The organism is Variovorax sp. Soil_C_19, from assembly GCF_057657255.1.
Genome location: NZ_JBDGIV010000001.1, coordinates 106,699 through 130,928 on the forward strand (window position 1 = coordinate 106,699; position 24,230 = coordinate 130,928).

The following is a 24,230-nucleotide window of genomic DNA, read 5'->3' on the forward strand; positions in this document are numbered from 1 at the left end:
CATGACCTTCGCCTCCATCGACGCCCTTTCCGACAGCCTGGTGCAGGCCGGCTACTTCGCCGACCGGCGCCTGGCCACCGCGGTGTTCCTCGCGCTCAAGCTGCAGCGCCCGCTGCTGCTCGAGGGCGAGCCCGGCGTCGGCAAGACCGAGCTTGCCAAGGCCTTGTCGAAGGCGCTGGGCCGCGCGCTGCTGCGGCTGCAGTGCTACGACGGCCTGGAACAACGCGAGGCGCTCTACGAATGGAACTACGCCGCGCAATTGCTACATATGCGCGCGGCCGAAGCTGCGGGCGCTGCCCGGGATGTGGAGTCCGAGGTCTACCAGCCGCACTACCTGATCCGCCGCCCCCTGCTGCAGGCACTGCAGACCCCGATGCCCGGCGCAGTGCTGCTGATCGACGAAGTGGACCGCGCCGACGAGCCCTTCGAGGCTTTCCTGCTCGAATACCTGGGCGAGTACCAGGTCAGCATTCCCGAGCTCGGTACCGTGCGCGCCGTGGTGCCGCCGGTCACCATCCTCACGAGCAACCGCACGCGCGAGCTCAACGACGCGGTCAAGCGGCGCTGCCTCTACCACTGGCTCGACTACCCCGAGCGCGAGCGCGAGCTGGCGATCGTTCGGGCCCAGGTGCCCGAGGCCGGCGAGAAGCTCTCGGCCCAGGTGGCCGCCTTCGTCGCGCGGCTGCGCGATGCGCCTTTCGTCAACGCGTTCCAGCGCGCGCCGGGCATTGCCGAGAGCGTCGAATGGGCACGCGCCCTGATCGCGCTCGACACGGTCGAGCTCGACCCCGAGGTGGTGGTCGACACTGCCGGCATCCTGTTCAAGCAGCGCGACGACGTGGCCGCGCTCACGCACGAACTGGCCGCCGATGCGCTGCGGCCGGAGGAAGAGGCCGGCGCATGAACGCGGGCGCCGTGATGTCCGCCCGATTCGCCCGATGCAGCAGCTAGGCGACGCCCGCACCGGCAAGCTGGCCGGCAACATCACGGCCTTCGGCCGCGCGCTGCGCCGCGCGGGCGTGCGCACCGATGCGATGCGCATCGCGCTGGCCGCCGAAGCCGCGACGCTGGTCGGCGTGGAGAGCCGGCGTGATCTTGGCGCCGCCATGGAGGCCGTCATGGTGAGCCGCGAGCAGGACCGCATGGTGTTCCGCGAGCTGTTCGATGCCTGGTTCCGCGACCCCGAGTTGGCCAACAAGCTGCTGGCCCAGATGCTGCCGAGCGCCGAAGGCAAGGCCGAGCCGTCGAAGCGGCGCCCGCGCGTGCGCGAAGCCCTGAGCCCGCCGCGCGATGCGGTGAAGCCGGCTGCGGCGGCCCCGCCGGACAAGGAGATCGAGTTCGACGCCGCCATGACGGCCAGCGACCGGCATCGGCTGCAGCACGCCGACTTCAATGCGCTCGGCGCCTCGGAATACCGGCTGGTCGAGCGGCTCGCGCGCGAGGTCACGCTGCCCGTGCCCCTGCTGCCTTCGCGCCGGCTGCGCGCGACCGGCCAGGCGGGAGCGCATGCGCGCATGCACTGGCCCGGCGTGCTGCAAGAGGCCGCGCGCACCGGCGGCGAGATCCTGCGCCTGCCGCGGCTCACGCGGCGCGAAGAGCCGCTGCCGCTTTTGGTGCTGGTCGATGTGTCGGGCTCGATGGAGCGCTACGCGCGGCTGCTGCTGGCCTTCCTGCATGCCGCCACGCGGCGCGCCGGGCGGCGCGACGTGTTCGCCTTCGGCACCGGACTCACCGATCTCACGCCGGCGTTCCGCGTGGCCGACACCGACGCGATGCTCTCGGCCGCGAGCCTGGCAATCGACGACTTCGCGGGCGGCACCCGGCTCGGCAGTTCGCTGGCCGAACTCCGGCGAACGCATGCGCGCCGGCTGACGGGGCGGCGCACGCTGGTGCTGGTGATCAGCGACGGGCTCGACACCGGCGAACCGGCCGTGCTCGACCACGAGCTGCTCTGGCTCAAGCGCCATTCGCGCCGGCTGCTGTGGCTCAACCCGCTGCTGCGCTTCGAGGGCTACGCCCCCTTGGCGCGTGGGGCCGCCGTGCTGCACCGCCATGCGGATGCGATGTGGGCGGTCCACAATCTGAATGCCCTCGAACAGCTGGCCGCCAGCCTCGCGGCCCTGATGCGCTCCGGCCGCTGACCGGAAGAAGCGAAGAACCCCAAAGGAAACCACCATGGAAATGCTCGGCAACCGCCGCCTCGGCGTGACGCAACAACAGGCCTGGGAAGCGCTCAACGACCCCGAGACGCTCAAGAAGTGCATTCCGGGCTGCGACAAGTTCGAAGCCACCGGCGACAACCAGTACAGCGTGGCGCTGGCGCTCAAGATCGGCCCCGTGTCGGCCAAGTTCAGCGGCAAGGTCATGCTCACCGACATCGTCGCCCCCGACGGCTACAAGCTCGCGTTCGAAGGGCAGGGCGGCGTAGCGGGTTTTGCCAAGGGATCGTCGAGCGTGACGCTCCGGCCGGTTGATGGCGGCGCCGCCGGCGATGCGGCCTGCGAGCTCGACTACACGGTGCAGGCACAGGTCGGCGGCAAGATCGCGCAGCTTGGCCAGCGGCTGATCGACGGCGCCGCCAAGTCCACCGCCGACGACTTCTTCAAGCGCTTCGATGCCGAGATGCAAAGCCGCTACGGTGCGCCGCCCGCGGAAGGTGCCGCCGAAGCGCCGGCCGAAAAGGCCGGCATGGTGTCGGGCTTGATGAAGAAGATCGGCCTGGGCAAGAAGGACGGCAGCGACACGCCTGACGCGGCGAGCTAGGGGCGAAGGGATGGAGAATCTCGACGTCATGGTGCTGCGCACGCTGCGCGACTGGCGGCAGGCCGGAAAGCGTGCGCTGCTGACCACGGTGGTGCGCACCTGGGGCTCGTCGCCACGGCCGGTCGGTTCCATCATGGCGCTGGCGGACGACGGCGCGGTGGTGGGCTCGGTCTCGGGCGGCTGCATCGAGGACGACCTGATCGCACGCTACAGCCACGCGCACGGCAGCGGCGAGCGCGTGCCGCCGGGCACGCCGCCCGCGCTCGTCAAGTACGGCATCACGGCCGACGAGGCGCATCGCTTCGGGCTGCCTTGCGGCGGCACGCTGGAGCTGCTGCTCGAACACGACCCCGATGCCGCCTCGCTCGCGGCGCTCGTCGCCGCGCTCGAGCAGGGCCGGCTCATGCGGCGCACGGTCGCGCTCGCGAGCGGCGCCGTGCAGCTGGCCGAGGCCAGCGCGCCCGACGAACTCAAGGTGGACGAGACCGAGCTCACCAACACCTTCGGTCCCGAGTACCGCATGCTGCTGATCGGCGCCGGGCAACTGGCCGAATACCTTGCCACCATGGCCAAGTTCAGCGGCTTCGCCGTGACGCTGTGCGACCCGCGCGCCGAGTACCGCACCGCATGGTCGCTGGCCGGCGTGGAGATCACCACCGAGATGCCCGACGATGCGGTGCTGGCCTTCAGGCCGGACCGGCGCAGCTGCGTGGTCGCGCTCACGCACGATCCCAAGCTCGACGACCTCGCGCTGCTCGAGGCCCTGCAGAGCGAGGCCTTCTACGTGGGCGCCATCGGCTCGCGCCGCAATGCCGAGGCACGGCGCAGCCGCATGATCGAGCACTTCGACCAGACGGACGCCTCGCTCGCGCGGCTGCGCGGGCCGATCGGCATCTACATCGGCAGCAAGACGCCGCCCGAGATCGCGGTCAGCGTGATGGCCGAGATCCTCGCGGTGAAGAACGCGGTGACGCTGCCGCGCGAAATGGAAGTGGCGCGCGCCAAGGGCCTGCAGCAGGCGGTGGCGGGCTGACACGCGCGGGGGCGCGCGCTATTCCACGCCCAGCAGGTCGTAGATGCGGCGCACGTACGCGCCGAAGGCCGGGCTGGTCTTCACATGCAGCTTGCGCGGTTCGGGCAGCTCGATGGGGAAGAAGTCGGCCATGCGCGCGGGCCCGGCGGTGAGCACGGCGCAGTGCGAGCCCAGGAACACCGCTTCCTGGATGCTGTGCGTGACCACGACGAAGGTCTTGCGGCTCTGTTCCCAGATGCGCAGCATCTCGAGGTTCATCTTCTCGCGCGTGAGCGCATCGAGGGCGCCGAAGGGCTCGTCCATCAGCACCAGCTTCGGATCGTGGATCAGCGCGCGCGCAATGGCCGCGCGCTGCTGCATGCCGCCCGAGAGTTCGTAGGGCAGCTTGTCGGCGAAGCCCGCGAGGCCGACCATCTCGAGCAGCTCGTGCGCGCGCTGGCGGGCGGCGCGGCGCTCCAGCCCGAGGATGTCGGCGGGCAGCATCACGTTGTCGAGGATGGTGCGCCACTTGAGCAGCAGCGGTTGCTGGAACACCATGCCGACATCGCGCCCTGGCTGGAAGCCGGCACCGCCGGGCCCGCCGATCTCGAGCGTGCCGCCGTCGTGGCCGTGCAGTCCCGAGAGGATCTTGAGCAGCGTCGACTTGCCACAGCCCGAAGGCCCGACCAGCGAGACGAGATCGCCGGCGTGCACGTCCATCGTGACGTCGGAGACGGCGAGGAATTCTTCGTTGCGCTTGCGGTAGACCTTGCGCAACTGCCGCATGCGGATCAGCGGCGTTTCGTCGCGCGATTGCAGAACGGCGCTCATGCCAGCCACCGCGCAAGGTTCGCCTGCACGAACGCATCGTCGGCCAGGTCGCCGTGCTGGCGGTAGACGCGGTCGATTTCGTCCGCCTGCCCACGGCCGAGGCCCTCTTCGGGGTCGAGGCACCAGATGCCTTCGAGCAGGCCCTGGCGCCGCAGCACCTCGTGGCAGCCGGCGATGCAGCCGTGGAAGTTGTTCGGCACGTCGAAGAAGGCGGCATTGCAGTCGGTCACGCGCGCATCGAGCGCGAGCAGCGACGGGCTCAGCGTGCCCCCGCCCGCGGCGAGCTCGGCCTTGATCGCCTGCAGTTGCTTCACTGCGCTCGACGTCCAGACCGACCAGTGGCCGAGCAGTCCGCCGCGAAAGCGCACCTCGACCGGCGTGCCGTCGCGCATGGCGGCGAACGGCAGCGCAAGGTCGAGCACGATGTGGTCGTCGTTGCCCGTGTAGAGAAACACGCGCTCCTCGGCGCGCGCATCGACCAGCCCACGCACCACGTCGAGCGTGCGGTAGCGGTTGAACGGCGCGACCTTGATCGCGAGCGCATTCGGTATCGATGCGAAGCGGCGCCAGAAGTCGCTCGACAACACCGGGCCGCCGACGACCGTCTGCAGGTAGAAGCCGACGAGCGGAATCTCTTCGGCGATGGCTTCGCAGTGGGCGATGAGTTCGTCTTCGGGCGAGCCCGCGAGCGCGGCGAGGCTCAGCAGTCCCGCGTGGTAGCCGAGCGAGACGGCCGTGCGCGCCTCGGCCTGCGCCTGCGAGGTCGGGCCGCAGAGGCCGGCGATCATCGCCATCGGGCGGCCGCTCCAGGCAAGGCGGTCGTGCATCGCGGCTTCGAGTACCGTGGCGTAGAGGCCGCGCTCGCGGATCGCGAACTGCGTGGTGTGCACGCCCACCGCCAGCCCGCCGGCGCCGGCATCGACGTAGTAGCGCGTGAGCGCACGTTGACGCTGGCGATCGAGGCGGCGCGACGCGTCGAGTGCGAGCGGGTGCGCGGGAATCACCGTGCCTTGCGAGAGCAGCGCGAGCACGTCGGCGGGCAGGTCGGATCGATTCAATGGCATCTGGATGTCCTCAGCCGAACTCGGGGCCGGCAATGGCGTGGATGAAGGCAGGCTGGCCGAGCGGCGGTGCCGTGCCGGGGCGCGTGGCGAGCGCCATGCGCGCAAAGCTGCGCTGCGGCGTGAAGCCGGCTTCGCGCAGCGCCGCGGCCATGGCGGGGCGGTTTTCGGGCACGTCGATGAAGATGCGGCCGCCCAAGCCGCGTGCGGCGTCCTGCAGCAGCGCCGCGGCCGTGTGCTCGTCGGCCGACAGCAGCGGACCGATGTGATGGGCGATGCGGCCTGCGCGCACCAGCCCGAAGCCGAGGCCGTTGCGCACGCAGCGGCTGTCCTCGCGCGCGAGCAGGTCGGCGAGCACGGCCGGGCGCGCCATGCCGAGCGCCTCGGCGTCGAGTGCGGCGAGGCTGTCGATGGGCGGCTTGCCGGCCGCGAGCGCATCGGTGGGGCCTGCGGTGGCCTCGCGCTGCCAGCGCGCCAGCCGCCACAGCGGGGTGAAACCGAAGCTCGCATAGAGCGGCTCGCCCTGCGGCGTGGCGTCGAGCATGGCGACCAGGCCCGCCGCTTGCACCTGCTGCAGACAGCGCGCGAACACCGCGCGGCCCAGGCCCTGGCCGCGCATCTCCGGCTGCACGAGGATCATGCTGATCCAGGCTGCGCCTTCCATCGGCAGCACGGCACCGCTCGCGACGATCGTGCCGTGCGCATCGCGCACGACGTGCAGCGTGCCGAGCCGCTCGAACAGTCGCCAGTCGCAGCCGGTCTGGTTCCAGCCGCTGGCGGCGACCAGCGCATCGAGCATCGGCTGCGTGCCGGGCGTGATCGACGCGAGCGTTTCGACGGCGGGCGTGGCCACGGCTTCAGTACTTTCCGTCGCGCGATTCGAATTTCGTCGGCTTGCCGTACTGGCGCTGCTCGCGCGAGATCCAGTCGGCCACCCAGCGGATCTGCTGGGCGAGCGGCACGCGCGGATAGCCGAACAGGCGCTCCGCCTCGCCGGTGTTCATGAGCCAGGCGGTCGGGGCCTCCTGGCCGGTGATCGTCGCGGGCTTGCCGAAATGACGCGCAAATTCTTCGGCGAGCCAGCGGATCGAGGTCGTCTCGGGGCCGCTCACGTTGAGCGGCGAGGTCGGCACCGTGGCCACCGACAGGCAGCGCAGCGCCTGTGCGTTCGCATCACCCTGCCAGATCACGTTGACGTGGCCCATCGTCACATCGACCGGCTCGCCGCGCCAGACCTTGAGCGCCACGTCGGCCAGCACGCCGTAGCGCAGGTCGATTGCATAGCTCAGGCGAAACAGCCGCCCGGGCGTGCCGTGCTGCTGAGAGAAATACTCGAACATGCGTTCGCGGCCCACGCACGAGTTGGCGTATTCGCCGGGCGGATTGGGCGCATCGCCTTCGCTCGCGCCCTGGCCGATCACCGGCACGAACGGGTACACGCAAGCGGTCGAGAAGGCCACGATGCGCGACGCGCGAAAGTGCTCCGCCACCAGCGCCGGCACATGCACGTTCATGGCCCAGGTGAGCGGGTTGTTTGCATCGGCGCCGAATTTGCGCCCGGCCATGAAGACCACGTTGGCGCACGGCGGCAGCGCGGCGATCGCGGCGCGGTCGAGCAGGTCGCAGGCGATGGTCTCGATGCCGTGTGCTTCGAGCGATTCGCGCACGCCGGCTTCGCTGAAGCGCGCCACGGCTATCACGCGGCGGCCCGGCATCGCGTTCTTTGCGAGGCGCGCGAGCGTCGGGCCCATCTTGCCGCCCACGCCGAGGATCATCAGGTCGCCGTCGATGCGCGCCATGTCGCGCACGAGGTCGCGCGAGGGCGTGGCCAGGTAGTCTTCGAGTGCAGCTTCGGTCTCGAAGCGATCGGGAAAGGGAAGCTCGTCGAGCACGATGGGTGCGGTCATTGGATTCTTGCGTCCTGGGTGATGAAGAGGCGCTCGAGCAGGAGCACCAGCAGGTAGAGCAGAACGCCCAGGCCCGTGATGAGCAGCACGGCCATGAAGACCGCGGGCGTGTCGAGCGAGGCCTGGACCTGGATCATCAGGTAGCCCAGCCCGCGTTCGGAGGCAATGAACTCGCCGACCACTGCGCCGGCCACCGCGAGGATGGTGGCAACCTTCATGCCCGAGAACACGTAGGGCAGCGAGCCCGGCAGCTGGATGTAGCGAAACAACTGCCAGCGCGAACCCTTGAGCGCACGCACCAGGTCGAGCATCTCGGGCTCGGCCTCGTTGAGGCCGCGAATGGTGGTCAGCAGGATTGGAAAGAAGCAGAGGCTGAAGGTGATCAGGATGTTGGGCCCGATGCCGTAGCTGAACCACACGATCACGAGCGGGCCCATCGCCACCTTGGGAATCATGTTGAGCGTGACCAGGAGCGGAAACACCAGCAGCATGAGCCGGCGGCTGGTAATGAAGAGCAGCGCCGAAAGAATGCCGAGCACCAGCCCGAGCGCATAGCCGCCGAACACCTCGAGCGCGGTGACGCCGGTGTTCATGAGCCAGCTGTAGTTGGGGTTGCCCAGCGTGGCCAGCACCTTGGACGGCGCGGGCAAGACAAAGGACTGGACCTCGAGCACCCGCACGACGATTTCCCACAGCACGACGGCCGCGACGTGCACCGCGGCCACGATGGCCCAGCGCTGCCAGTCGGGGCGCTCGCCCGCGAAGGGCGCGGGGGCGGTTGGCGCGAGTGCGCCCTCGGGTGCCGTCATCTCGATTCCTGGTCTGGGCAAACAATGCGGCGGATCATAGGACCCGCACCGGACCGAGTCAACCAACCGGTTGATAAAAAGCGGGCGAGGAAACCCTCAGGGCCTCAACGCGTTGAGTGCGAACTCGACCACGTGCTTGCGGCGCTTGCGCAATGCGCCGCGCGCGTCGAGCGCCTTGCCGAAGATCGCCGACAGCGTGTGGTTGTTGGAGAAGAAGAAGTACGAGATGCCCGCGATCGAGATGTAGAGGTTGATCGCGTCGAAGTCGGCCCGGAACACCCCCGCTGCCACGCCGCGCTTGAGCGTGGCCTCGAGCATGTCGATGAACGGCGAATGCATCTTCTGCAGCCGCTCGGAAGCGCGCAGGTGGGCGCCCTGGTTGCGGTTCTCGTCCGCCAGCAGCGCGATGAATTCGGGGTGCTCGGCGAGGTAGTCGAAGGAGAACGCCACCAGCTTGGCCATGGCCTCCATCGGTTCGAGCGCATCGAGCGTGAGTTTCTTTTCCTTTTCGCGGATCTCGGCGTAGACCGATTCGAGCGCGACCAGGTACAGGCCCTGCTTGTTGTCGAAGTAGTGGTAAACGAGCTGCTTGTTGACGCCCGCGGTCGCGGCGATCTCGTCGACACGCGCGCCGGCGAAGCCCTTGCCGGCGAACTCGGCCACGGCGGCCGCGATCAGCGCTTGCTTGGCGGCGGCCGGGTCGCGCTCGCGGCGCGCGGGTGCAGGTGCAGGTGCAGGTGCAGGTGCAGGTGCGGATGCAGGGCGGCGGGAGAGGGAGGAGGTTGCTGCGGGCATGGTGGGATGGATTCTGGCCCCATGGGTGGGCGTGTCTGGATTGCCTGTCAACCAAACAGTTGGTACGATGAACTGCAGAATCTGTTTTTACCCTCTTTTGGAGCGACCCGCATGAAAAAGCTGCTGCCGGCACTCGGCGCCACCGCGCTGCTGATGGTCTCGATCCCCGCCGCCTTCGCGGCCGATTCCATGAGCCTGATGCTCAACTGGACGCCGACGGCCGACCATGCGCCGATCTATTTCGCGAAGTCGAAGGGCTGGTACACCGAGGCCGGCATCGACCTGAGCATCGAGGCCGGCAAGGGTTCGGCGGTGTCCGCGCAGCGCGTGGGCACGGGCGGCGCCGAGCTCGGCATCGCCGACCTGCCCACCGCCATCCAGGCGAAGGGCAAGGGTGCCGACGTGAAGGCGGTGATGGTGATCTACGCGAACAGTCCGCAAGGCTTCTACTGGCTCAAGTCTTCGGGCATCACCGGACCCAAGGACTTCGCGGGCCGCAAGATCGGCAACCCTCCCGGCGATGCGGCGCGCCTCATGTGGCCCGCGTTCGCCAAGAAGGTGGGGCTCGATCCGGCGAGCGTGGGCTTCGTCAACGTGAGCCCGCAAGCCAAGGTTGCGGCGCTCAAGAGCAAGTCGGTCGACATCATCAGCGACTTCTACAACGAGCACGACCTGAAGGTGCGCGAGTTCGGCAGCGACCTCGGCTTCCAGCCCTGGCGCGACGCGGGCGTGAACGTGTATGGCAACTCGCTGATCGTGAACGGCGCGTATCTGGCGAAGAACGCGGCGCAGGTGAAAAAGTTCGTGGCGGTGACGCAGCGCGCCTACGACGCCTGCGTGAAGAGCTTCGATCCCTGTCTGCAGGCGCTGACGGCCAGCGTGAGCGGCCTCACGCCCGACAACCAGCGCGACCAGTGGAGCCGCATCAAGCAGCTGATGCGCGACGACACCACCACCAAGGTGGCGCTCGGCGCCTTCGACGGCCAGCGCGTGAAGGCCGACTACGAACTGGTGTCTTCGCTGATCGGCATCGACAAGCCCTACGACCCGGCGACACTCTTCACCAACGAGTTCCTCGACAAGGGCGTGCGCATGGCGCCCAACTGAGGCCGAGCCGGCTTCAGCCCGACTTGGCCTGGGGCGGCACGTCGCCGCCCTTTTGCCGTTCGCGGAACAGCGCGGCGCGCATCAGGAAGATGGTGGTGATCGGCGCGGTGAGCGCGATGAACAGCACGATCAGGATGGCGTGCAGGAACAGGCTGAAGCCTTGCACCGAGAAGTAGACGATCATCGCGATCGTCATGCACCATACGCCGACGGTGGCGCCCAGCGTGGGCGCATGGATGCGGCGAAAGAAGCTCGGTAGGCGCACGAGCCCGAAGGAACCGATGGCCGCGAAAACAGCGCCGAGCACCGCGAACACCGCGGTCGCGATCTCGGCCCACAGCGGCAGGGGGCCGACGATGAAATCATTCACTCTATGACCTCCCCGCGCAACAGGAACTTGGCCATCGCCGTCGATCCCACGAAGCCGAAGATCGCGACCAGCATCGCGGCCTCGAAGTAGACGTTGCTCGCGTAGTTGATGCCGAGCACCAGCATCATCAGCATGCCGTTGATGTAGAGGCAGTCGAGCGCCATCACGCGGTCCTGCGCAGTCGGTCCGATCAGCAGGCGCCAGAGCGCACAGAGCATGGCCACCGCCAGCAGGAAAAGCGCGGCCTTGAGGGCCCAGAAAAGAACGGGCGTCATGATTCGAAGATCTCCATCAGCGGGCGTTCGTAGCGCGTCTTGATCATCTCGATGAAGGCGGCTTCGTCGTCGAGGTCGAACAGGTGGATCAGCAGCGTGCTGCGGTCGAACGCGATCTCGCCCCAGGCGGTGCCCGGCGTCAGGCACATGATCATGGCCAGCACGGCGAGGGCGTTCGGGTCGCGCAGTTCGAGCGGGACCTGCACGAACTTCGAGGCGATGCGCGACGTGCGGCGCGTGAGGAGCAGCCGCGACACGTCGTAGGCCGACTTGAGCATGTCCCAGAGCACGACGAACGCCAGCCGCAGCGCCAGGCCGGGCCGGCGCATGCGAACCGGGGCGGGGCGCAGGCCCTGCGTGAGCAGGGGCACGGCAATGGCCATCACGGCCGCCGACATCAATGTGGCGGCGTCGAGCGACTGACTCAGCAGCAGCCACACCGCAAACAGCGCGAGCGAGAGCGGCGGCGACGGCATCCATCGCTTCATGGGGTGCCCCCCTTGGCCGGCCGCGGCGGGTTGGGCACCTGCCGCGCATCCATCACGGCCTTGCGGTATGCGGTGGGCGTGCGCAGGTTCTCGGCCGTGGCAGTGGCGTGGCGCATGACCGGGCCGGCCCAGACCGTCAGCGCCACGCAGGCCGCGAGCAGCCCGGCCACGGGCAGCACCTCGAGCGCCGGCAGCGCGGGCATGACGGGATGCGGCTGGGTCCAGAAATGCCGGATGCCGGTGCGGCTCAGCGCGATCAGCGCCAGGAAGCCCGACGCCAGCAGCAGCGCAAGGAAGATCCAGACGGGCGTCGAGGTGCCGCTGGTCACGAAGGCGCCCGACAGCATCGCGAACTTGCCCACGAAGCCCGACAGCGGCGGCAGCCCCGCGAGCAGCAGCGTGCAGCCGATGAAACTCAGGCCCAGGAAGGCGACGCCGGCCGGAATGGCGCGGCCGTAGAGTGCCTGTGCCTCGTCGTCGAGGTTCACGTCGTCGACCACGCGCAGGTCTTCGGCAAGAAACGGGGCGTTGCCCGCCTGCTCGTGCGGCGCGACGCTCAGGCCGGCATTGCGCCAGCGCTCGATCATGTCGACCAGCAGGAAGAAGGCACTGACCGCGAGCGTCGAACTCAGGAGGTAATAGAGCGCACCCGCCCAGACCGCGGTTTCGCCGAGGCCGATGGCCGCGATCAGCGTGCCGGCCGACACCAGCACGCTGAAGCCCGCGAGGTTGGAGAGCCGCTGCGTGCCGACGATGCCGAGCGCGCCCGCGAACAGCGTGGCGAGGCCGATCGCGATCAGCACCGATTGCCCGAGCCCAGCCGAGGCGCCGGTGTCGGGCGCGAAGAGCACGGTCCAGAGCCGGAGCAGCGTGTAGACGCCGAGCTTGGTGAGCAGCGCGAAGACCGCGCCCACCGGCGACACCGCGGCGCTGTAAGCCGGCACGAGCCAGAAGTTGAGCGGCCAGGCGCCGGCCTTGGCGAAGAAGGCGGTCGCGAGGATGGCCGCGGCCGCATGCACGAGGCCGCGGTCGCCCGCATCGAGCTGCGCGATGCGCATGCCGAGGTCGGCCATGTTGAGCGTGCCGGTCACGCCGTAGAGCAGCGCCGCACCGACCAGGAAGAGCGCCGAGGCGGCGAGGTTGATCGCGATGTAGTGCAGTCCGGCCTGCACGCGCAGCCGGCCCGAGCCGTGCAGCAGCAGGCCGTAGGAGGCCGCCAGCATCACCTCGAAGAACACGAACAGGTTGAACAGGTCGCCCGTGAGGAAGGCGCCGTTCAGGCCCATGAGCTGCAGCTGCAGCAGCGGATGGAAGTGCACGCCCGCGCGGTCCCAGCGCGAGGTCGAGTAGATGGAGGCCGCGAACGCCACCACGCCGGTGAGCGCGACCATCATGCTGGAGAGCCGGTCGGCCACCAGCACGATGCCGAACGGCGCCTGCCAGTTGCCCGGCAGGTAGATGCCGACCGAGCCCGGCCCGTCGCCGGTGTCGGGCGCATTCACCCAGCGCAGCAGCGCCAGCGCGGCCAGGAGGCCGGCGAGGCCCGAGATCACGCTCAGCGCCGACTTGGTGCGGCGGCGGCGCTCGCCGAGCAGCATCATCAGCGCGGCCGTGAGCAGCGGCAGCAGGATCGGTACCGCCACCAGGTGCGGCATGCCGAACTCGAGCAGTCGGTCGAGCAGGTGCACGAGGCCGGTCATTGGTGCTTCCTAGGCGCTGCGCTCATTCCGCCGCCCCCTGCCGCTCTTCGCCGTCGACGTGGTCGGTGCCGGTGAGGCCGCGCGAAGCCAGCATCACCACCAGGAACAATGCGGTCATCGCGAAGCCGATCACGATCGCCGTGAGTACCAGGGCCTGCGGCATCGGGTCGGCGGTGTTGGCGAGCGTGGCGGTGAAGCCTTCGATGAGCACCGGCTCGCTGTCGACCTTGAGCCGCCCCATGCTGAAGATGAACAGGTTGACCGCATACGAGATGAGCGTGAGGCCCATGATCACCTGGAAGGTGCGTGGACGCAGCAGCAGGTACACCCCCGAGCCGGAGAGCACGCCGATGGCGATGGCGAGCACGGCTTCCATCAGCGCGCGCCCTCCGCGGCCAATGCGGCGGCGGCTGCTGCGGCCTCGGCCGCCTTTTCGTCCTGCTCGGCGGCCCAGCGGTGGCTCCGGATCGATTGATGCGCGAGCGCGGTGAGTATCAGCATGGTGGCGCCGAGCACCAGCGCGAACACGCCGATGTCGAAGAAGAGGGCGCTGGGCACGTGCAGTTCGCCGAGGATCGGGACATGCAGGTGCGCGGTGTGCGTGGTCATGAACGGATAGCCGAGCAGCACGGCGCCGCTGCCGGTGGCCATGGAAAGCAGCAGCCCGACCGCGATCCAGCGGCGCGGATAGATGCGCAGGTGCTCTTCGACCCATTCGGTGCCCGACACGATGAACTGCAGCACCAGCGCGACCGACATCACGAGGCCGGCGACGAAGCCGCCGCCCGGCGCGTTGTGCCCGCGCATGAAGAAATACACCGACACGAGCACCGCGAGCGGCAGCAGCAGCCGTACCAGCACCGCCGGCACCATGAGGTAGCCGACCGCGGTGTCCTTCGCGAGCCGCGGGTTCAGCAGGTCGCTGCTGCCGTCGTCGGTCTGCGCGCGCTGCTGCGGGGGCAGCGCCATCGATTCGGGCGCGGGCCGGAAGCGGCGCAGCAATGCATACACCGTGAGCGCCACCACGCCGAGCACCGTGATCTCGCCGAACGTGTCGAAGCCGCGGAAGTCGACCAGCATCACGTTGACCACGTTGGTGCCACCGCCCTCGGTGAGCGCGCGTTCGAGGAAGAACGGCGAGATGCTCTGCGGGAACGGGCGCGTCATCATGAGCCAGGCCAACGCCGCCATGCCGCTGCCGGCGCACGCGGCCACCAGCAGGTCTCGCCCGCGCCGGCCCCAGGGCCTGAGCCGCGCGCGGGCGGGCTGCACTGCGTCCTTGCTGCGCATCGGCAGCCAGCGCAGGCCGAGCAGGATCAGCACCGTGGTGACGGCTTCCACCACGAGCTGCGTGAGCGCGAGATCGGGCGCCGAGAACCAGATGAAGGTGATGCAGGCAACGAGGCCCGCCGCCGACGCGAGCATCAGCGAGGCGAGCCGGTGGAATTTGGCCTGCCATGCCGCGGCCAGCGCACAGACGCCGCCGATGAGCCAGGTCATGGCGAACATCGGCGAGAACGGCAGCGGTTCGCGGCTGCCGCGTGCCACCGGTGCGGTCCAGAGCGCGGCCGCGGCGCCGGCGGCCGCCACCACGACCAGCAGCAGCAACTGCGACTGCATGCGCCGGGTGCCGAGCACGCGGCGGCTGCGGCGGCCGGCCTCGCTGAGCTGCGCGAGCAGGTGCTCGAAGATCAGCTGGCCGTCGAAGCGGTGCAGCAGCGGCGTGTGTTCGAGCGCACCGCGTGCGCGGCGGCTGCGCTGCGACAGGTAGAGCGCTGCGCCGCCGGCGAGCGCGACGAAGCTCATCGCGAGCGGCAGGTTGAAGCCGTGCCACACCGCGAGGCTGTAGGCCGGCAGCACGCCGCCCACCACCGGTTGCGCGGCGGCCGCGAGCAGCGCGCCGATCGACCATGCCGGCGCCACGCCCACGACAAGGCAGACCAGCACCAGCAGCTCGACGGGCACGCGCATCCAGTGCGGCGGCTCGTGCGGCTGCTTGGGCACGTCGGGGCCGCAGGGCGGGCCGAAGAACACATCGAACACGAGGCGCGCCGAATAGGCCACGCTGAAGATGCCCGCGACCGTGGCGATCACCGGCAGGCTGAAGTCGATCCAGGGCGTGGACTGGATGAAGACGGTCTCGGCGAAGAACATCTCCTTCGACAGGAAGCCATTGAGCAGTGGCACGCCTGCCATCGCGGCGCTGGCGATGATCGCCAGCGTGCCTGTGATCGGCATCAACCGCATCAGGCCGCTGAGCTTGCGGATGTCGCGCGTGCCGGTCTCGTGGTCGATGATGCCGGCCGCCATGAAGAGCGACGCCTTGAACGTCGCGTGATTCATGATGTGGAACACCGCCGCTACCGCGGCGAGCGGGCTGTTGAGCCCCAGCAGCAGCGTGATGAGCCCGAGGTGCGAGATGGTCGAGTACGCCAGCAGTGCCTTCAGGTCGCGCTGGAACATCGCGATGAAGCCGCCGAGCAGCAGCGTGATCGCACCCGCGCCGCCGACCAGCCAGAACCACTGCTCGGTGCCCGAGAGCACGGGCCACAGGCGCGCCATCAGGAACACGCCGAGCTTCACCATGGTGGCCGAGTGGAGGTAGGCCGACACCGGCGTGGGCGCTGCCATGGCGCGCGGCAGCCAAAAGTGGAACGGGAACTGCGCGCTCTTGGTAAAGGCGCCGAGCAGGATCAGCACCAGCGCCACGGGGTAGAGCGCGTGGGCGCGGATCTCGTTGCCCGAGGCGAGCACCACGTCGAGCTCGTAGCTGCCAGCAATGCGGCCCAGCACCAGCACGCCGGCCAGCAGGCAGAGCCCGCCGGCACCGGTGACGGTGAGCGCCATGCGGGCACCGCGGCGTGCATCGCGCCGATGGTGCCAATAGCCGATCAGCAGGAACGAGAACAGGCTGGTGAGCTCCCAGAACAGCACCATCTGGATCAGGTTGCCCGAGAGCACCACGCCGATCATCGCGCCCATGAAGGCGAGGAAGAACGAGAAGAAGCGGGGCACCGGGTCGGATGGCGACATGTAGTAGCGCGCATAGAGCACCACCAGCGCGCCGATGCCGAGCACCAGCATGCAGAAGAGCCACGCGAAGCCGTCCATGCGAAACACCAGGTCGAGGCCCAGTTCGGGCAGCCACTCGATGCGTTGGCGCAGCACGTTGCCCTGGGCGATCTGCGGAAAGAACCACGCGGTCTGCACCGCGCAGCCGAGCGCCACCAGCCCAGCCAGCGTCGACTCCCGATTGCGCGCATTGGACGGCAACAACGCGGCCAGCACGCTGGCAATGAAGGGGAGGGCGACGAGGAAGACCAGGGGCATTGCGGTCGATTCTATCGACCGCACCCCCGGCCGGCCCCGCCAAAGCCGGTGCCGTCGGCCGGTTTTACAGCCCCGATCGCGGTCAGCCGGCCAGCACCTGCACGCTGCGGATGCCGAGCCAGGTCGCGACGAGCGAGCCGCCGAGGTGGGCGGACGCGGTGAGCAGGGCCACGCCCACGCGGCCCTCGAGCAGCATCGTCACCACCTCGGCCGAGAAGCTCGAGAAGGTGGTGAGCCCGCCGAGGAAGCCGGTCACCAGCGCCAGCCGCCAGACGGGGTCGAGGTCGGGCAGCAGCTGGAACGCAGCGATCGCCACACCGATCAGGTAGCCGCCGATCAGGTTGGCGGCCAGCGTGCCCCAGGGCATGAGTCCGCCGCTACCCAGCCAGAGTGCGAGGCCCCAGCGCGCGAGCGCACCCACGGAAGCACCCATGCAGATGGCGATGATCGGAAGCAGCATCGGCCTATTGTCGGTGGCGCGGATCTGTGGCTCAGGGCGCCATCTGCTGCGGCAGCCAAGTGACGAGCTGCGGCACGAAGTAGATGAGCAGCACGGCCGCTGCCATCAGCAGGAACATCGGCAGCGTGACGCGCGCGATGTAGAGCAGGTCCTTGCCGGTCATTCCCTGCAGAACGAACAGGTTGAACCCCACGGGCGGCGTGATCTGCGCCATCTCGACCACCAGCACGACGAAGATGCCGAACCAGATCGGGTCGATGCCGGCCGCGTGCACGGTCGGCATGATGACGCCCATGGTCAGCACCACCATCGAGATGCCGTCGAGGAAGCAGCCCAGCACGATGAAGAACATCGCGAGCATCGCGATCAGCTGGAACTTCGAGAGGCCGAGCGAACCGATCCATTCGGCCAGGTGGCGCGGCAGGCCGATGTAGCCCATGGCGAGCGTGAGGAAAGCGGCGCCGGCGAGGATCAGCGCCATCATGCAGTAGAGCCGCGTGGCGCCGAGCAGCGCTTCCTTGAAGCTGTGCCAACTGAGCGACCCCTGCGTGCCAGAGATGACCAGCGCGCCCACCACGCCCAGCGCCGCCGCCTCGGTGGCGGTGGCGATGCCGGCGTAGATGGAGCCGAGCACCGACAGGATCAGCAGCGCCACCGGGATCAGCGACAGCGAGGCCTTGAGCTTCTCCAGCAGCGGCAGCTTCAGGTCGGCCGGCGGCACGCGTTCGGGATGCCGCAGCGCCCAGACCATGATGTAGCCCGAGAACAGCAGCCCGAGCACGATGCCCGGCACCACCCCCGCGATGAACAGGCGTGCGATCGAAACGTCGGCACTCACGCCATAGACGATCATGATGATCGACGGCGGGATCAGGAGGCCCAGTGTGCCCGCGCCCGCCAGCGTGCCGATGACCATGTCGTCGGGGTAGCCGCGCCGCTTGAGTTCGGGCAGGCTCATCTTGCCGATGGTGGCGCAGGTGGCCGCGCTCGATCCCGAGACTGCTGCGAACACGGCGCAGCCCACCACGTTGGTGTGCAGCAGCCGCCCCGGCAGGCTCTGCATCCAGGGCGCGAGACCCTTGAACATGTCCTGCGAGAGCCGGGTACGGAAGAGGATCTCGCCCATCCAGATGAAGAGCGGCAGCGCGGTCAGTGTCCAGCTCGAGGCCGAGCCCCAGATGGTCACGGCCATTGCGTCGCCGGCCGGGCGCGACGAGAAAACCTGCATGGCGATCCATGCGACGCCCGAAAGTGTGAGCCCGATCCAGACGCCGCTGCCGAGAATGAGGAACAGCGCCGCGATCAGCAGCGCTGCGACGGCAATGTCATTCATGGCGCAGCGCCTCCGCACCCTCGGCCTTGGCCGGGCGGCCGCGCCACTCGATCACGAACTCGTCGAGTGCCGCAATGGCGAACACCAGCGCGCCGAGCGCCATCGAGAGTTGCGGCAGCCACAGCGGCGTGGCGTCGTTGCCGGTCGAGATGTCGTGGAATTCATGCGACTGCAGTACCAGCCGCGCGCTGTACCAGGCGAACAGCAGGGCGAGCACCGCACCGGCACCCATGGCCCAGCGCTCGAGCCAGCGCTGCGCCGTGGGCGGCAGGTGCTGCAGCACCAAGGTCACGCGGATGTGCTCGCCGCGCTTGAGTGTGTGCGCCAGCGCCAGGAAACCCGCACCGGCCATCAGGTAGCCCGCATAGGCGTCGATGCCCGGCACGTTGAAATGCAACTGCCGGCTGACGATCGACAGCAGCACCATCGCCAGCAAGCCGATCATGAAAAGCGCCGCCAGGGCGGCGGCGCTGTCGTAGAGGAAGTCGAGGGCTTTTCGCATCGGGCGCGGTGCGGGCTCGGCTCACATCTTCTTGTAGGCGTCGACCACGGCCTGTCCCTCGGGCCCGGCCTTCTCGAGCCATTCCTTGATCATGGTGTCGCCGATCTTCTTCATGTCGGTTTTGAGTGCGGCCGAGGGCACGTGCACGGCCATTCCGTTCTTCTTGAGCAGGTCGAGGTACTCGACGTTCTTCTTCTTCGAGAGTTCCCAGCCGCGTTTCTCGGCGTCGGCTGCGGCCTTGCGCACGGCGTCCTGTACGGGCTTGTCGAGCGCATCAAAGGCCTTCTTGTTCATGAGGATCGCGTTCTTCGGCAGCCAGGCCTGCGTGTCGTAGAAGTTCTTGATGTATTCGAAGGTCTTCGTGTCGTAGCCGGTCGAACCCGACGACATGTACGACTCGATCACGCCGGTGGCCATGGCCTGCGACAGCTCGGCCTGCTGCACGGTGACGGGCTGGGCGCCGACGAGTTCGCCGATGCGCGCGGTGGCGGGGCTGTAGGCGCGCCACTTGACGCCCTTGAGGTCGGCGGCCGATGCGATCTCCTTCTTCACGAAGATGCCCTGCGGCGGCCAGGCCACCGTGTAGAGCAGCACGATGCCCTGTTCGGCGAGCTTCTTCTCGAGCGCGGGCTTCTGCGCCTGGTAGAGCTTCCACGCCGCGTCGTAGCTGTCGGCCAGGAACGGAATGCCGTCGGCACCGAACATCTGCCACTCGTTCTGGTAGTTGACCAGCAGGATCTCGCCGAGCTGCGCCTGGCCGCCTTGCACCGCTCGCTTGATTTCCGGCGCCTTGAACAGCGAAGCGTTGGCGTGCACCGTGATCTTGAGCTTGCCGCCGCTGCCCTTGTCGACGTCGCTCGCGAACTGCATGTTGTTCTCGGTGTGGAAGTTGCTCGCCGGGTAGGCGGTGGGCAGGTCCCACTTGGTCTGCGCGAATGCTGCGGCGCCAAGGGTGAGGCCAGCGAGGGCGATGCCGAACTTGTGATTCATGGGCTCTCCGGACGTATGAAGTGAAAAACGAAGGCCAGCATACGTGCAAATTCCGGGCCACTTGTGAGGCATTTCCCTGCCACGCGATGCCATGTGCGCGCTGGCGCGCCGTGCGGCCGGGCATGAAAAAGCCGCCCCGGAGGGCGGCTCGGTTCGCAGCGGCTGCTGCGGTGGGCTCAAGGCTTGGCTGGCTTCGCAGGCTTGGCCTCGGCCGACGCGGCAGCCGGCTTCGCCATGCTCGCGGGCGGGGTTGCCGCGGGTGTGGTCGCCGGCGCGGCCGCTGGTGCGCTGAAGGCCTTGCCGTTGACCGTGAGCCCTTCGCCCGAGAGCTTCTCGGCGGTTTTGTCCTTCACGCCCTTGACGCGCTGCATCAGGTCGGCCCAGTCCTTGAACTCGCCCTGCTTGCGCGCATCGAGGATGCGCGTCGACATGGCCGGGCCCACGCCCTTGATGCCATCGAGATCGGCCGCCGTGGCCTTGTTGACGTCGACCGCGGCGAACGAAGCGGCGGCACACAGCATCGCCAGTGCGGCGAAGATTTTCTTCAGCATGATTTTTGAACTCCCTGATGGTTGATCGAACTTCTTGCCGGCAGAGGTGCCGGCGCGCGTTCAACGGCCCAGGAAGATCTGCGTTGACGGCGCTGTGGCTGGCAGCCGCCCAGGTGACCATTGTTCCCAACCGTGGTCGGAATGTGGCTCAGAGTTCCTCGACGCGGCGCGGGGGATAACTGTCCCAGGCCTGGCATCCGGGGCAGTGCCAGAAGTACTGGTGCGCCTCGAAGCCGCAGGCGGCGCAGCGGTAGCGCATCAAGGGCCGCGTGGCCTGGTCGAGCGCGCGCTGGACCTGCGGATGGAATTGCTCGTGCTCGAAGCGTTCGCCGGCGAGCCAGCGCGACGCGGCCACGAGCGAGGGTTGTTGTGCCAGGTGCGCGATGTAGCCGTCGCGTGGCGCGAGCGGCTGGTCGTCGGCGGCCGGCGTGGCCGCGTGGGGCGCACCGCCGAGTGCGATCAGCGCCTCGAGCACGTCGATCGAGGGTGACTCGACATAGCGCCGTTGCAGCAGTGCCAGCGCCTCGGACTCGCGGTGCGCCGCGACGGCCGCCTGCTGCAGCGTGGCGGCATAGAGCGGTAGTGCGAGCGGCGCGGTTTCGCCGAGCGCCAGCAGTGTGTCGAAGGCCGCAGTCGCATCGCCATTGCGCAATTGCAGCGTGGCGGTGTCGATGGCGGGGCGTGGCGCCTGCGGCGCCTGTGCCACGGCTTCGTCGAGCAGGCGGGCGGCCGCGGCGAGGTCGCCTGCCGCCGCCTGCTCGGCAGCCTGCTCGCAGAGGTGGTGCGCGCGGCGCGTGCTGTAGCTCGCCTGGTCGGACTCGTCGAGCTTGCGCGCCACATCGGCCGCCTGCGTCCATTCGCGCGAACGCTCGTAGATGGCCAGCAGGGCGAGCCGTGCTTCATTCTCGTAACGCGTGCCTTCGAGCTTCTGCAGCGCGGCCTCGGCGCGGTCGAGCAGCCCGGCGCGCAGAAAGTCCTGCGACAGCGCATGCTGCGCGCGCTCGCGGTCGGCGCGGCTCAGGTCGCCGCGGCCGAGCAGATGTTCGTGCACCCGCACCGCGCGCTGGTATTCGCCGCGCCGGCGAAACAGGTTGCCGAGCGCGAAGTGCAGCTCCTGCGTGTCGGGGTCGTTCTGCACGGCTTCGATGAAGGCATCGATGGCCTGGTCCTGCTGCTCGTTCAACAGGAAGTTGAGGCCGCGGAAGTAGGCCTTGGGCGCCTGCCGGTTCTCGAGCTTGAGCTGCCGAAGGTCGAAGCGCGATGCGAGCCAGCCCAGCACGAAGGCGACGGGCAGGCTGATCAGCAGCCAGCTGGGATCAAAGTCCATGTTGACGTGCGGCCGGGAGGTCGGTGGCGGAGAGGGATGGCGCCGGCGCGGGCGCCGTGGCGGGCGGGCCCGGCATGGGCTGGACCTGCGGCGCGGCGGAAGCCGGCTGCGCCGCCGCGGCGGCGCGATGCTTCCACCAGCCCGGCAGCATGCCGAGCGCACCGACCACGAGGCCGCCCGCGAAGGCCGCGAGCACGACCAGCACCAGCGGCGCGCGCCAGTGCGTGCCGAAGAAGAAGTACACCGTGGCGTCGTGCTGGTTGTTCAGCGCGAAAGCGAAGAGCGTAAAAAAAATGGCTGCCTTGAGCAGCCACAGGATGTATTTCATAGCCATTCCCGTTGCCGGGGGCATTTTACGGTTGCCGCCGCCATGTGCGGCTCAGGGCTTCCGGTCGGGAGGCGGCGCGCTGGTGCCGAGTTCGGCGGTGCGTGCATCGACGGCCTCACGCAGGGCCTTGCCGGGCTTGAAGTGCGGCACCCGCTTCTCGGGAATCTGCACGCTCTCGCCCGAGCGCGGATTGCGCCCGATGCGCGGCGGACGCCGCGTGACGGAAAAGCTGCCGAAACCGCGGATCTCGATGCGGTGGCCGCGAACCAGTGCGTCGCTCATCGCGTCGAGGATGGTCTTGACGGCGTATTCGGCATCGCGGTGCGTCAGCTGCGCAAAGCGGGCTGCGAGTTCTTCGACAAGATCGGAGCGGGTCATAGGCCGGGCAAAAAACGGGGACGAAAAAAAAGACAGAGCGGCCCCAGGGCCTGCTCTGTCTTCGGACTCGACTTACTTGCTGTCGTTGTTGTCCAGCTTGGCGCGCAGCAGGGCGCCCAGGCTCGTCGTGCCCGCGTTCTCGCGTGACGACTGCTGGCTCAGGTTGGCCATGGCGCCTTGCTCGTCGACCATGTCCTTCTGCTTGATCGACAGCTGGATGTTGCGGGTCTTGCGATCCACGTTCACGACGATGGCGGTGACTTCGTCGCCTTCCTTCAGCACGTTGCGGGCATCTTCGACGCGATCGCGCGAGATTTCCGAAGCACGGAGGTAGCCGATGATGTCTTCGCCGAGGTCGATTTCAGCGCCGCGGGCGTCCACGGTCTTGACCTTGCCGGTCACGATCTGGCCCTTGTCGTTCACCGTGGTGAACGTGGTGAACGGGTCGCCGTCGAGCTGCTTGATGCCCAGGCTGATGCGCTCGCGGTCGACGTCGACGGCCAGCACGATCGCTTCGACTTCCTGGCCCTTCTTGTAGTTGCGAACGGCGGTTTCGCCGGCTTCGTTCCACGAGAGGTCGGACAGGTGCACCAGGCCGTCGATGCCGGCAGCCAGGCCCACGAAAACGCCGAAGTCGGTGATCGACTTGATCGGGCCCTTGACGCGGTCGCCGCGCTTGGTGTTCTGCGCGAATTCCTGCCACGGATTGGCCTTGCACTGCTTCATGCCCAGGCTGATGCGGCGCTTCTCTTCGTCGATCTCGAGGACCATGACTTCGACTTCGTCGCCCAGCGAGACGATCTTGTTCGGAGCGATGTTCTTGTTGGTCCAGTCCATTTCGGAGACGTGCACCAGGCCTTCGATGCCGGGCTCGAGTTCGACGAACGCGCCGTAGTCGGCGATGTTCGTGACCTTGCCGAACAGGCGGGTCGACTGCGGGTAGCGGCGCGAAACGCCCATCCAAGGGTCGTCGCCCATTTGCTTCAGACCCAGCGAGACACGGTTCTTCTCGGTGTCGAACTTGAGGATCTTGGCGGTGATTTCCTGGCCGGCCTGAACGACTTCGCTCGGGTGGCGGACACGGCGCCATGCCATGTCGGTGATGTGCAGCAGGCCGTCGATGCCGCCGAGGTCCACGAACGCGCCGTATTCGGTGATGTTCTTGACCACACCGCGCACGACTGCGCCTTCCTTCAGCGTTTCCATCAGCTTGGCGCGCTCTTCGCCCATGCTGGCTTCGACCACGGCACGGCGCGACAGCACGACGTTGTTGCGCTTGCGGTCGAGCTTGATGACCTTGAATTCGAGGGTCTTGTTCTCGTAGGGGGTCAGGTCCTTGATCGGACGCGTGTCGATCAGCGAACCCGGCAGGAACGCGCGGATGCCGTTGACGAGCACCGTGAGGCCGCCCTTGACCTTGCCGCTGGTGGTGCCGGTGACGAAGTCGCCCGATTCCAGGGCCTTCTCGAGCGCGAGCCACGAAGCGAGGCGCTTGGCGGTGTCGCGCGACAGGATGGTGTCGCCGTAGCCGTTTTCGACGCTGCCGATGGCAACGGAAACGAAATCGCCGGCCTGGACTTCGAGTTCGCCCTTGTCGTTCTTGAACTCCTCGATCGGCACATACGCTTCGGACTTGAGACCGGCGTTGACGACGACGTGGTTGTGCTCGACGCGCACGACTTCGGCCGTGATGACCTCGCCGGTGCGCATTTCAGAACGCTTCAGGGACTCTTCGAACAGATCGGCAAAAGATTCAGACATTGATGGTTCCTTCCGTCAGGCAGGGTTGGCAGGCGCTCATGCGGAATTGCGTGCGACTGCGCTGAGGTCTGTAGACGGCGGTTGTTTGGGCGGTTGCCCGGTTGGTTGAACATCCCGGCGGGCCAGTGCGCTGTCGCGCGAGAAGAGCCTGC

The 24,230-nt window shown here is 68.3% G+C and carries 26 protein-coding genes; 5 read left to right on the forward strand and 21 right to left on the reverse strand.

The features are described from left to right. Window position 1: 1 nt before the first annotated feature. From AC3A6R_RS00505 to AC3A6R_RS00520, 4 genes are read left to right on the forward strand one after another with little or no spacing between them, the layout of a single operon-like run. Entirely contained in the window at window positions 2–904 is a 903-nt protein-coding gene (locus AC3A6R_RS00505; protein WP_487863448.1) for an AAA family ATPase, read from the forward strand. A 25-nt stretch (window positions 905–929) separates the two neighbouring features. Further along, window positions 930–2,141, forward strand: coding sequence for a vWA domain-containing protein (locus AC3A6R_RS00510; RefSeq protein ID WP_487863889.1), 1,212 nt, complete (start codon window positions 930–932; stop codon window positions 2,139–2,141). A 34-nt stretch (window positions 2,142–2,175) separates the two neighbouring features. Then, window positions 2,176–2,763 (forward strand): SRPBCC family protein, encoded by a 588-nt coding sequence (locus tag AC3A6R_RS00515; protein WP_487859779.1) that lies wholly within the window; start codon window positions 2,176–2,178, stop codon window positions 2,761–2,763. 10 nt (window positions 2,764–2,773) lie between these two features. After that, window positions 2,774–3,796 (forward strand): XdhC family protein, encoded by a 1,023-nt coding sequence (locus AC3A6R_RS00520; RefSeq protein ID WP_487859780.1) that lies wholly within the window; start codon window positions 2,774–2,776, stop codon window positions 3,794–3,796. 18 nt (window positions 3,797–3,814) lie between these two features. Here the strand turns inward: AC3A6R_RS00520 and AC3A6R_RS00525 are convergent, their stop codons facing one another. From AC3A6R_RS00525 to AC3A6R_RS00550, 6 genes are all read right to left on the reverse strand, one after another. Continuing rightward, complete coding sequence (locus AC3A6R_RS00525; protein ID WP_487859781.1) at window positions 3,815–4,606, reverse strand: ABC transporter ATP-binding protein; 792 nt, start codon at window positions 4,604–4,606, stop codon at window positions 3,815–3,817. Further along, window positions 4,603–5,670, reverse strand: a complete 1,068-nt coding sequence (locus AC3A6R_RS00530) for a dihydrodipicolinate synthase family protein (protein WP_487863449.1) — start codon at window positions 5,668–5,670, stop codon at window positions 4,603–4,605. The genes AC3A6R_RS00525 and AC3A6R_RS00530 overlap by 4 nt, the downstream gene beginning before the upstream one ends. Window positions 5,671–5,680: 10 nt before the next feature. Continuing rightward, window positions 5,681–6,520, reverse strand: a complete 840-nt coding sequence (locus AC3A6R_RS00535; protein WP_487859783.1) for a GNAT family N-acetyltransferase — start codon at window positions 6,518–6,520, stop codon at window positions 5,681–5,683. A 4-nt stretch (window positions 6,521–6,524) separates the two neighbouring features. Then, window positions 6,525–7,574, reverse strand: coding sequence for an NAD-dependent epimerase/dehydratase family protein (locus AC3A6R_RS00540; RefSeq protein WP_487863450.1), 1,050 nt, complete (start codon window positions 7,572–7,574; stop codon window positions 6,525–6,527). Continuing rightward, window positions 7,571–8,383, reverse strand: a complete 813-nt coding sequence (locus AC3A6R_RS00545; RefSeq protein WP_487863451.1) for an ABC transporter permease — start codon at window positions 8,381–8,383, stop codon at window positions 7,571–7,573. The genes AC3A6R_RS00540 and AC3A6R_RS00545 overlap by 4 nt, the downstream gene beginning before the upstream one ends. Window positions 8,384–8,479: 96 nt before the next feature. Then, on the reverse strand, window positions 8,480–9,178 hold the full coding sequence (locus AC3A6R_RS00550) for a TetR family transcriptional regulator (protein ID WP_487863452.1): 699 nt from the start codon (window positions 9,176–9,178) through the stop codon (window positions 8,480–8,482). A 111-nt stretch (window positions 9,179–9,289) separates the two neighbouring features. On the opposite strand from AC3A6R_RS00550, the gene AC3A6R_RS00555 reads away from it, so the two are divergent. Further along, window positions 9,290–10,285: an ABC transporter substrate-binding protein gene (locus tag AC3A6R_RS00555; RefSeq protein ID WP_487863453.1), complete on the forward strand. Its 996-nt coding sequence runs from the start codon at window positions 9,290–9,292 to the stop codon at window positions 10,283–10,285. 13 nt (window positions 10,286–10,298) lie between these two features. Here AC3A6R_RS00555 and mnhG read toward each other — a convergent pair whose 3' ends face one another. The 15 genes from mnhG to rpsA all read right to left on the reverse strand — a co-directional run bounded on the left by mnhG (window position 10,299) and on the right by rpsA (window position 24,078). Beyond that, on the reverse strand, window positions 10,299–10,655 hold the full coding sequence (mnhG, locus tag AC3A6R_RS00560; protein WP_487859788.1) for a monovalent cation/H(+) antiporter subunit G: 357 nt from the start codon (window positions 10,653–10,655) through the stop codon (window positions 10,299–10,301). After that, window positions 10,652–10,930 (reverse strand): K+/H+ antiporter subunit F, encoded by a 279-nt coding sequence (locus AC3A6R_RS00565; RefSeq protein WP_487859789.1) that lies wholly within the window; start codon window positions 10,928–10,930, stop codon window positions 10,652–10,654. The genes mnhG and AC3A6R_RS00565 overlap by 4 nt, the downstream gene beginning before the upstream one ends. Next, window positions 10,927–11,418: a Na+/H+ antiporter subunit E gene (locus AC3A6R_RS00570; protein ID WP_487859790.1), complete on the reverse strand. Its 492-nt coding sequence runs from the start codon at window positions 11,416–11,418 to the stop codon at window positions 10,927–10,929. Before AC3A6R_RS00570 ends, AC3A6R_RS00565 begins: the two co-directional genes overlap by 4 nt. Then, window positions 11,415–13,118 carry a monovalent cation/H+ antiporter subunit D gene (locus AC3A6R_RS00575; protein WP_487863454.1) on the reverse strand — a complete coding sequence of 568 codons (1,704 nt, stop codon included), beginning with the start codon at window positions 13,116–13,118 and terminating at the stop codon, window positions 11,415–11,417. Before AC3A6R_RS00575 ends, AC3A6R_RS00570 begins: the two co-directional genes overlap by 4 nt. Window positions 13,119–13,140: 22 nt before the next feature. Beyond that, window positions 13,141–13,494 carry a Na+/H+ antiporter subunit C gene (locus AC3A6R_RS00580; protein ID WP_487863455.1) on the reverse strand — a complete coding sequence of 118 codons (354 nt, stop codon included), beginning with the start codon at window positions 13,492–13,494 and terminating at the stop codon, window positions 13,141–13,143. After that, on the reverse strand, window positions 13,494–16,448 hold the full coding sequence (locus tag AC3A6R_RS00585) for a monovalent cation/H+ antiporter subunit A (protein WP_487863456.1): 2,955 nt from the start codon (window positions 16,446–16,448) through the stop codon (window positions 13,494–13,496). The genes AC3A6R_RS00580 and AC3A6R_RS00585 overlap by 1 nt, the downstream gene beginning before the upstream one ends. 82 nt (window positions 16,449–16,530) lie before the next feature. After that, window positions 16,531–16,908: a fluoride efflux transporter CrcB gene (crcB, locus tag AC3A6R_RS00590; RefSeq protein ID WP_487859794.1), complete on the reverse strand. Its 378-nt coding sequence runs from the start codon at window positions 16,906–16,908 to the stop codon at window positions 16,531–16,533. A 31-nt stretch (window positions 16,909–16,939) separates the two neighbouring features. Next, window positions 16,940–18,241 (reverse strand): TRAP transporter large permease, encoded by a 1,302-nt coding sequence (locus tag AC3A6R_RS00595; protein ID WP_487859795.1) that lies wholly within the window; start codon window positions 18,239–18,241, stop codon window positions 16,940–16,942. Beyond that, on the reverse strand, window positions 18,234–18,743 hold the full coding sequence (locus tag AC3A6R_RS00600; RefSeq protein ID WP_487859796.1) for a TRAP transporter small permease: 510 nt from the start codon (window positions 18,741–18,743) through the stop codon (window positions 18,234–18,236). The genes AC3A6R_RS00595 and AC3A6R_RS00600 overlap by 8 nt, the downstream gene beginning before the upstream one ends. A gap of 21 nt (window positions 18,744–18,764) precedes the next feature. Then, window positions 18,765–19,733: a TRAP transporter substrate-binding protein gene (locus AC3A6R_RS00605; protein WP_487859797.1), complete on the reverse strand. Its 969-nt coding sequence runs from the start codon at window positions 19,731–19,733 to the stop codon at window positions 18,765–18,767. A 176-nt stretch (window positions 19,734–19,909) separates the two neighbouring features. After that, window positions 19,910–20,284 (reverse strand): ComEA family DNA-binding protein, encoded by a 375-nt coding sequence (locus AC3A6R_RS00610; RefSeq protein WP_487859798.1) that lies wholly within the window; start codon window positions 20,282–20,284, stop codon window positions 19,910–19,912. Window positions 20,285–20,432: 148 nt separating this feature from the next. Continuing rightward, window positions 20,433–21,611: a lipopolysaccharide assembly protein LapB gene (gene lapB / locus AC3A6R_RS00615; RefSeq protein ID WP_487863457.1), complete on the reverse strand. Its 1,179-nt coding sequence runs from the start codon at window positions 21,609–21,611 to the stop codon at window positions 20,433–20,435. Continuing rightward, the gene (locus AC3A6R_RS00620) at window positions 21,601–21,939 is read right to left on the reverse strand and encodes a LapA family protein (protein WP_487859800.1); all 339 of its coding nucleotides are present in this window, start codon (window positions 21,937–21,939) and stop codon (window positions 21,601–21,603) included. Before AC3A6R_RS00620 ends, lapB begins: the two co-directional genes overlap by 11 nt. Before the next feature lie 51 nt (window positions 21,940–21,990). Beyond that, window positions 21,991–22,353: an integration host factor subunit beta gene (locus AC3A6R_RS00625; RefSeq protein WP_487863890.1), complete on the reverse strand. Its 363-nt coding sequence runs from the start codon at window positions 22,351–22,353 to the stop codon at window positions 21,991–21,993. 36 nt (window positions 22,354–22,389) lie between these two features. Further along, window positions 22,390–24,078, reverse strand: a complete 1,689-nt coding sequence (gene rpsA, locus AC3A6R_RS00630) for a 30S ribosomal protein S1 (RefSeq protein ID WP_487859801.1) — start codon at window positions 24,076–24,078, stop codon at window positions 22,390–22,392. Window positions 24,079–24,230: the final 152 nt, after the last annotated feature.

What these genes read in the sequence shown, in the direction of transcription:
- AC3A6R_RS00505 (WP_487863448.1), top strand. Translation starts at nt 2, where the DNA reads ATGACCTTCGCCTCCATCGACGCCCTTTCCGACAGCCTGGTGCAGGCC.
- AC3A6R_RS00515 (WP_487859779.1), top strand. Translation starts at nt 2,176, where the DNA reads ATGGAAATGCTCGGCAACCGCCGCCTCGGCGTGACGCAACAACAGGCC.
- AC3A6R_RS00520 (WP_487859780.1), top strand. Translation starts at nt 2,774, where the DNA reads ATGGAGAATCTCGACGTCATGGTGCTGCGCACGCTGCGCGACTGGCGG.
- AC3A6R_RS00525 (WP_487859781.1), bottom strand. Translation starts at nt 4,606, where the DNA reads ATGAGCGCCGTTCTGCAATCGCGCGACGAAACGCCGCTGATCCGCATG.
- AC3A6R_RS00530 (WP_487863449.1), bottom strand. Translation starts at nt 5,670, where the DNA reads ATGCCATTGAATCGATCCGACCTGCCCGCCGACGTGCTCGCGCTGCTC.
- AC3A6R_RS00540 (WP_487863450.1), bottom strand. Translation starts at nt 7,574, where the DNA reads ATGACCGCACCCATCGTGCTCGACGAGCTTCCCTTTCCCGATCGCTTC.
- AC3A6R_RS00545 (WP_487863451.1), bottom strand. Translation starts at nt 8,383, where the DNA reads ATGACGGCACCCGAGGGCGCACTCGCGCCAACCGCCCCCGCGCCCTTC.
- AC3A6R_RS00550 (WP_487863452.1), bottom strand. Translation starts at nt 9,178, where the DNA reads ATGCCCGCAGCAACCTCCTCCCTCTCCCGCCGCCCTGCATCCGCACCT.
- AC3A6R_RS00555 (WP_487863453.1), top strand. Translation starts at nt 9,290, where the DNA reads ATGAAAAAGCTGCTGCCGGCACTCGGCGCCACCGCGCTGCTGATGGTC.
- AC3A6R_RS00565 (WP_487859789.1), bottom strand. Translation starts at nt 10,930, where the DNA reads ATGACGCCCGTTCTTTTCTGGGCCCTCAAGGCCGCGCTTTTCCTGCTG.
- AC3A6R_RS00570 (WP_487859790.1), bottom strand. Translation starts at nt 11,418, where the DNA reads ATGAAGCGATGGATGCCGTCGCCGCCGCTCTCGCTCGCGCTGTTTGCG.
- AC3A6R_RS00575 (WP_487863454.1), bottom strand. Translation starts at nt 13,118, where the DNA reads ATGACCGGCCTCGTGCACCTGCTCGACCGACTGCTCGAGTTCGGCATG.
- AC3A6R_RS00580 (WP_487863455.1), bottom strand. Translation starts at nt 13,494, where the DNA reads ATGGAAGCCGTGCTCGCCATCGCCATCGGCGTGCTCTCCGGCTCGGGG.
- AC3A6R_RS00585 (WP_487863456.1), bottom strand. Translation starts at nt 16,448, where the DNA reads ATGCCCCTGGTCTTCCTCGTCGCCCTCCCCTTCATTGCCAGCGTGCTG.
- crcB (WP_487859794.1), bottom strand. Translation starts at nt 16,908, where the DNA reads ATGCTGCTTCCGATCATCGCCATCTGCATGGGTGCTTCCGTGGGTGCG.
- AC3A6R_RS00595 (WP_487859795.1), bottom strand. Translation starts at nt 18,241, where the DNA reads ATGAATGACATTGCCGTCGCAGCGCTGCTGATCGCGGCGCTGTTCCTC.
- AC3A6R_RS00600 (WP_487859796.1), bottom strand. Translation starts at nt 18,743, where the DNA reads ATGCGAAAAGCCCTCGACTTCCTCTACGACAGCGCCGCCGCCCTGGCG.
- AC3A6R_RS00605 (WP_487859797.1), bottom strand. Translation starts at nt 19,733, where the DNA reads ATGAATCACAAGTTCGGCATCGCCCTCGCTGGCCTCACCCTTGGCGCC.
- AC3A6R_RS00610 (WP_487859798.1), bottom strand. Translation starts at nt 20,284, where the DNA reads ATGCTGAAGAAAATCTTCGCCGCACTGGCGATGCTGTGTGCCGCCGCT.
- lapB (WP_487863457.1), bottom strand. Translation starts at nt 21,611, where the DNA reads ATGGACTTTGATCCCAGCTGGCTGCTGATCAGCCTGCCCGTCGCCTTC.
- AC3A6R_RS00620 (WP_487859800.1), bottom strand. Translation starts at nt 21,939, where the DNA reads ATGAAATACATCCTGTGGCTGCTCAAGGCAGCCATTTTTTTTACGCTC.
- rpsA (WP_487859801.1), bottom strand. Translation starts at nt 24,078, where the DNA reads ATGTCTGAATCTTTTGCCGATCTGTTCGAAGAGTCCCTGAAGCGTTCT.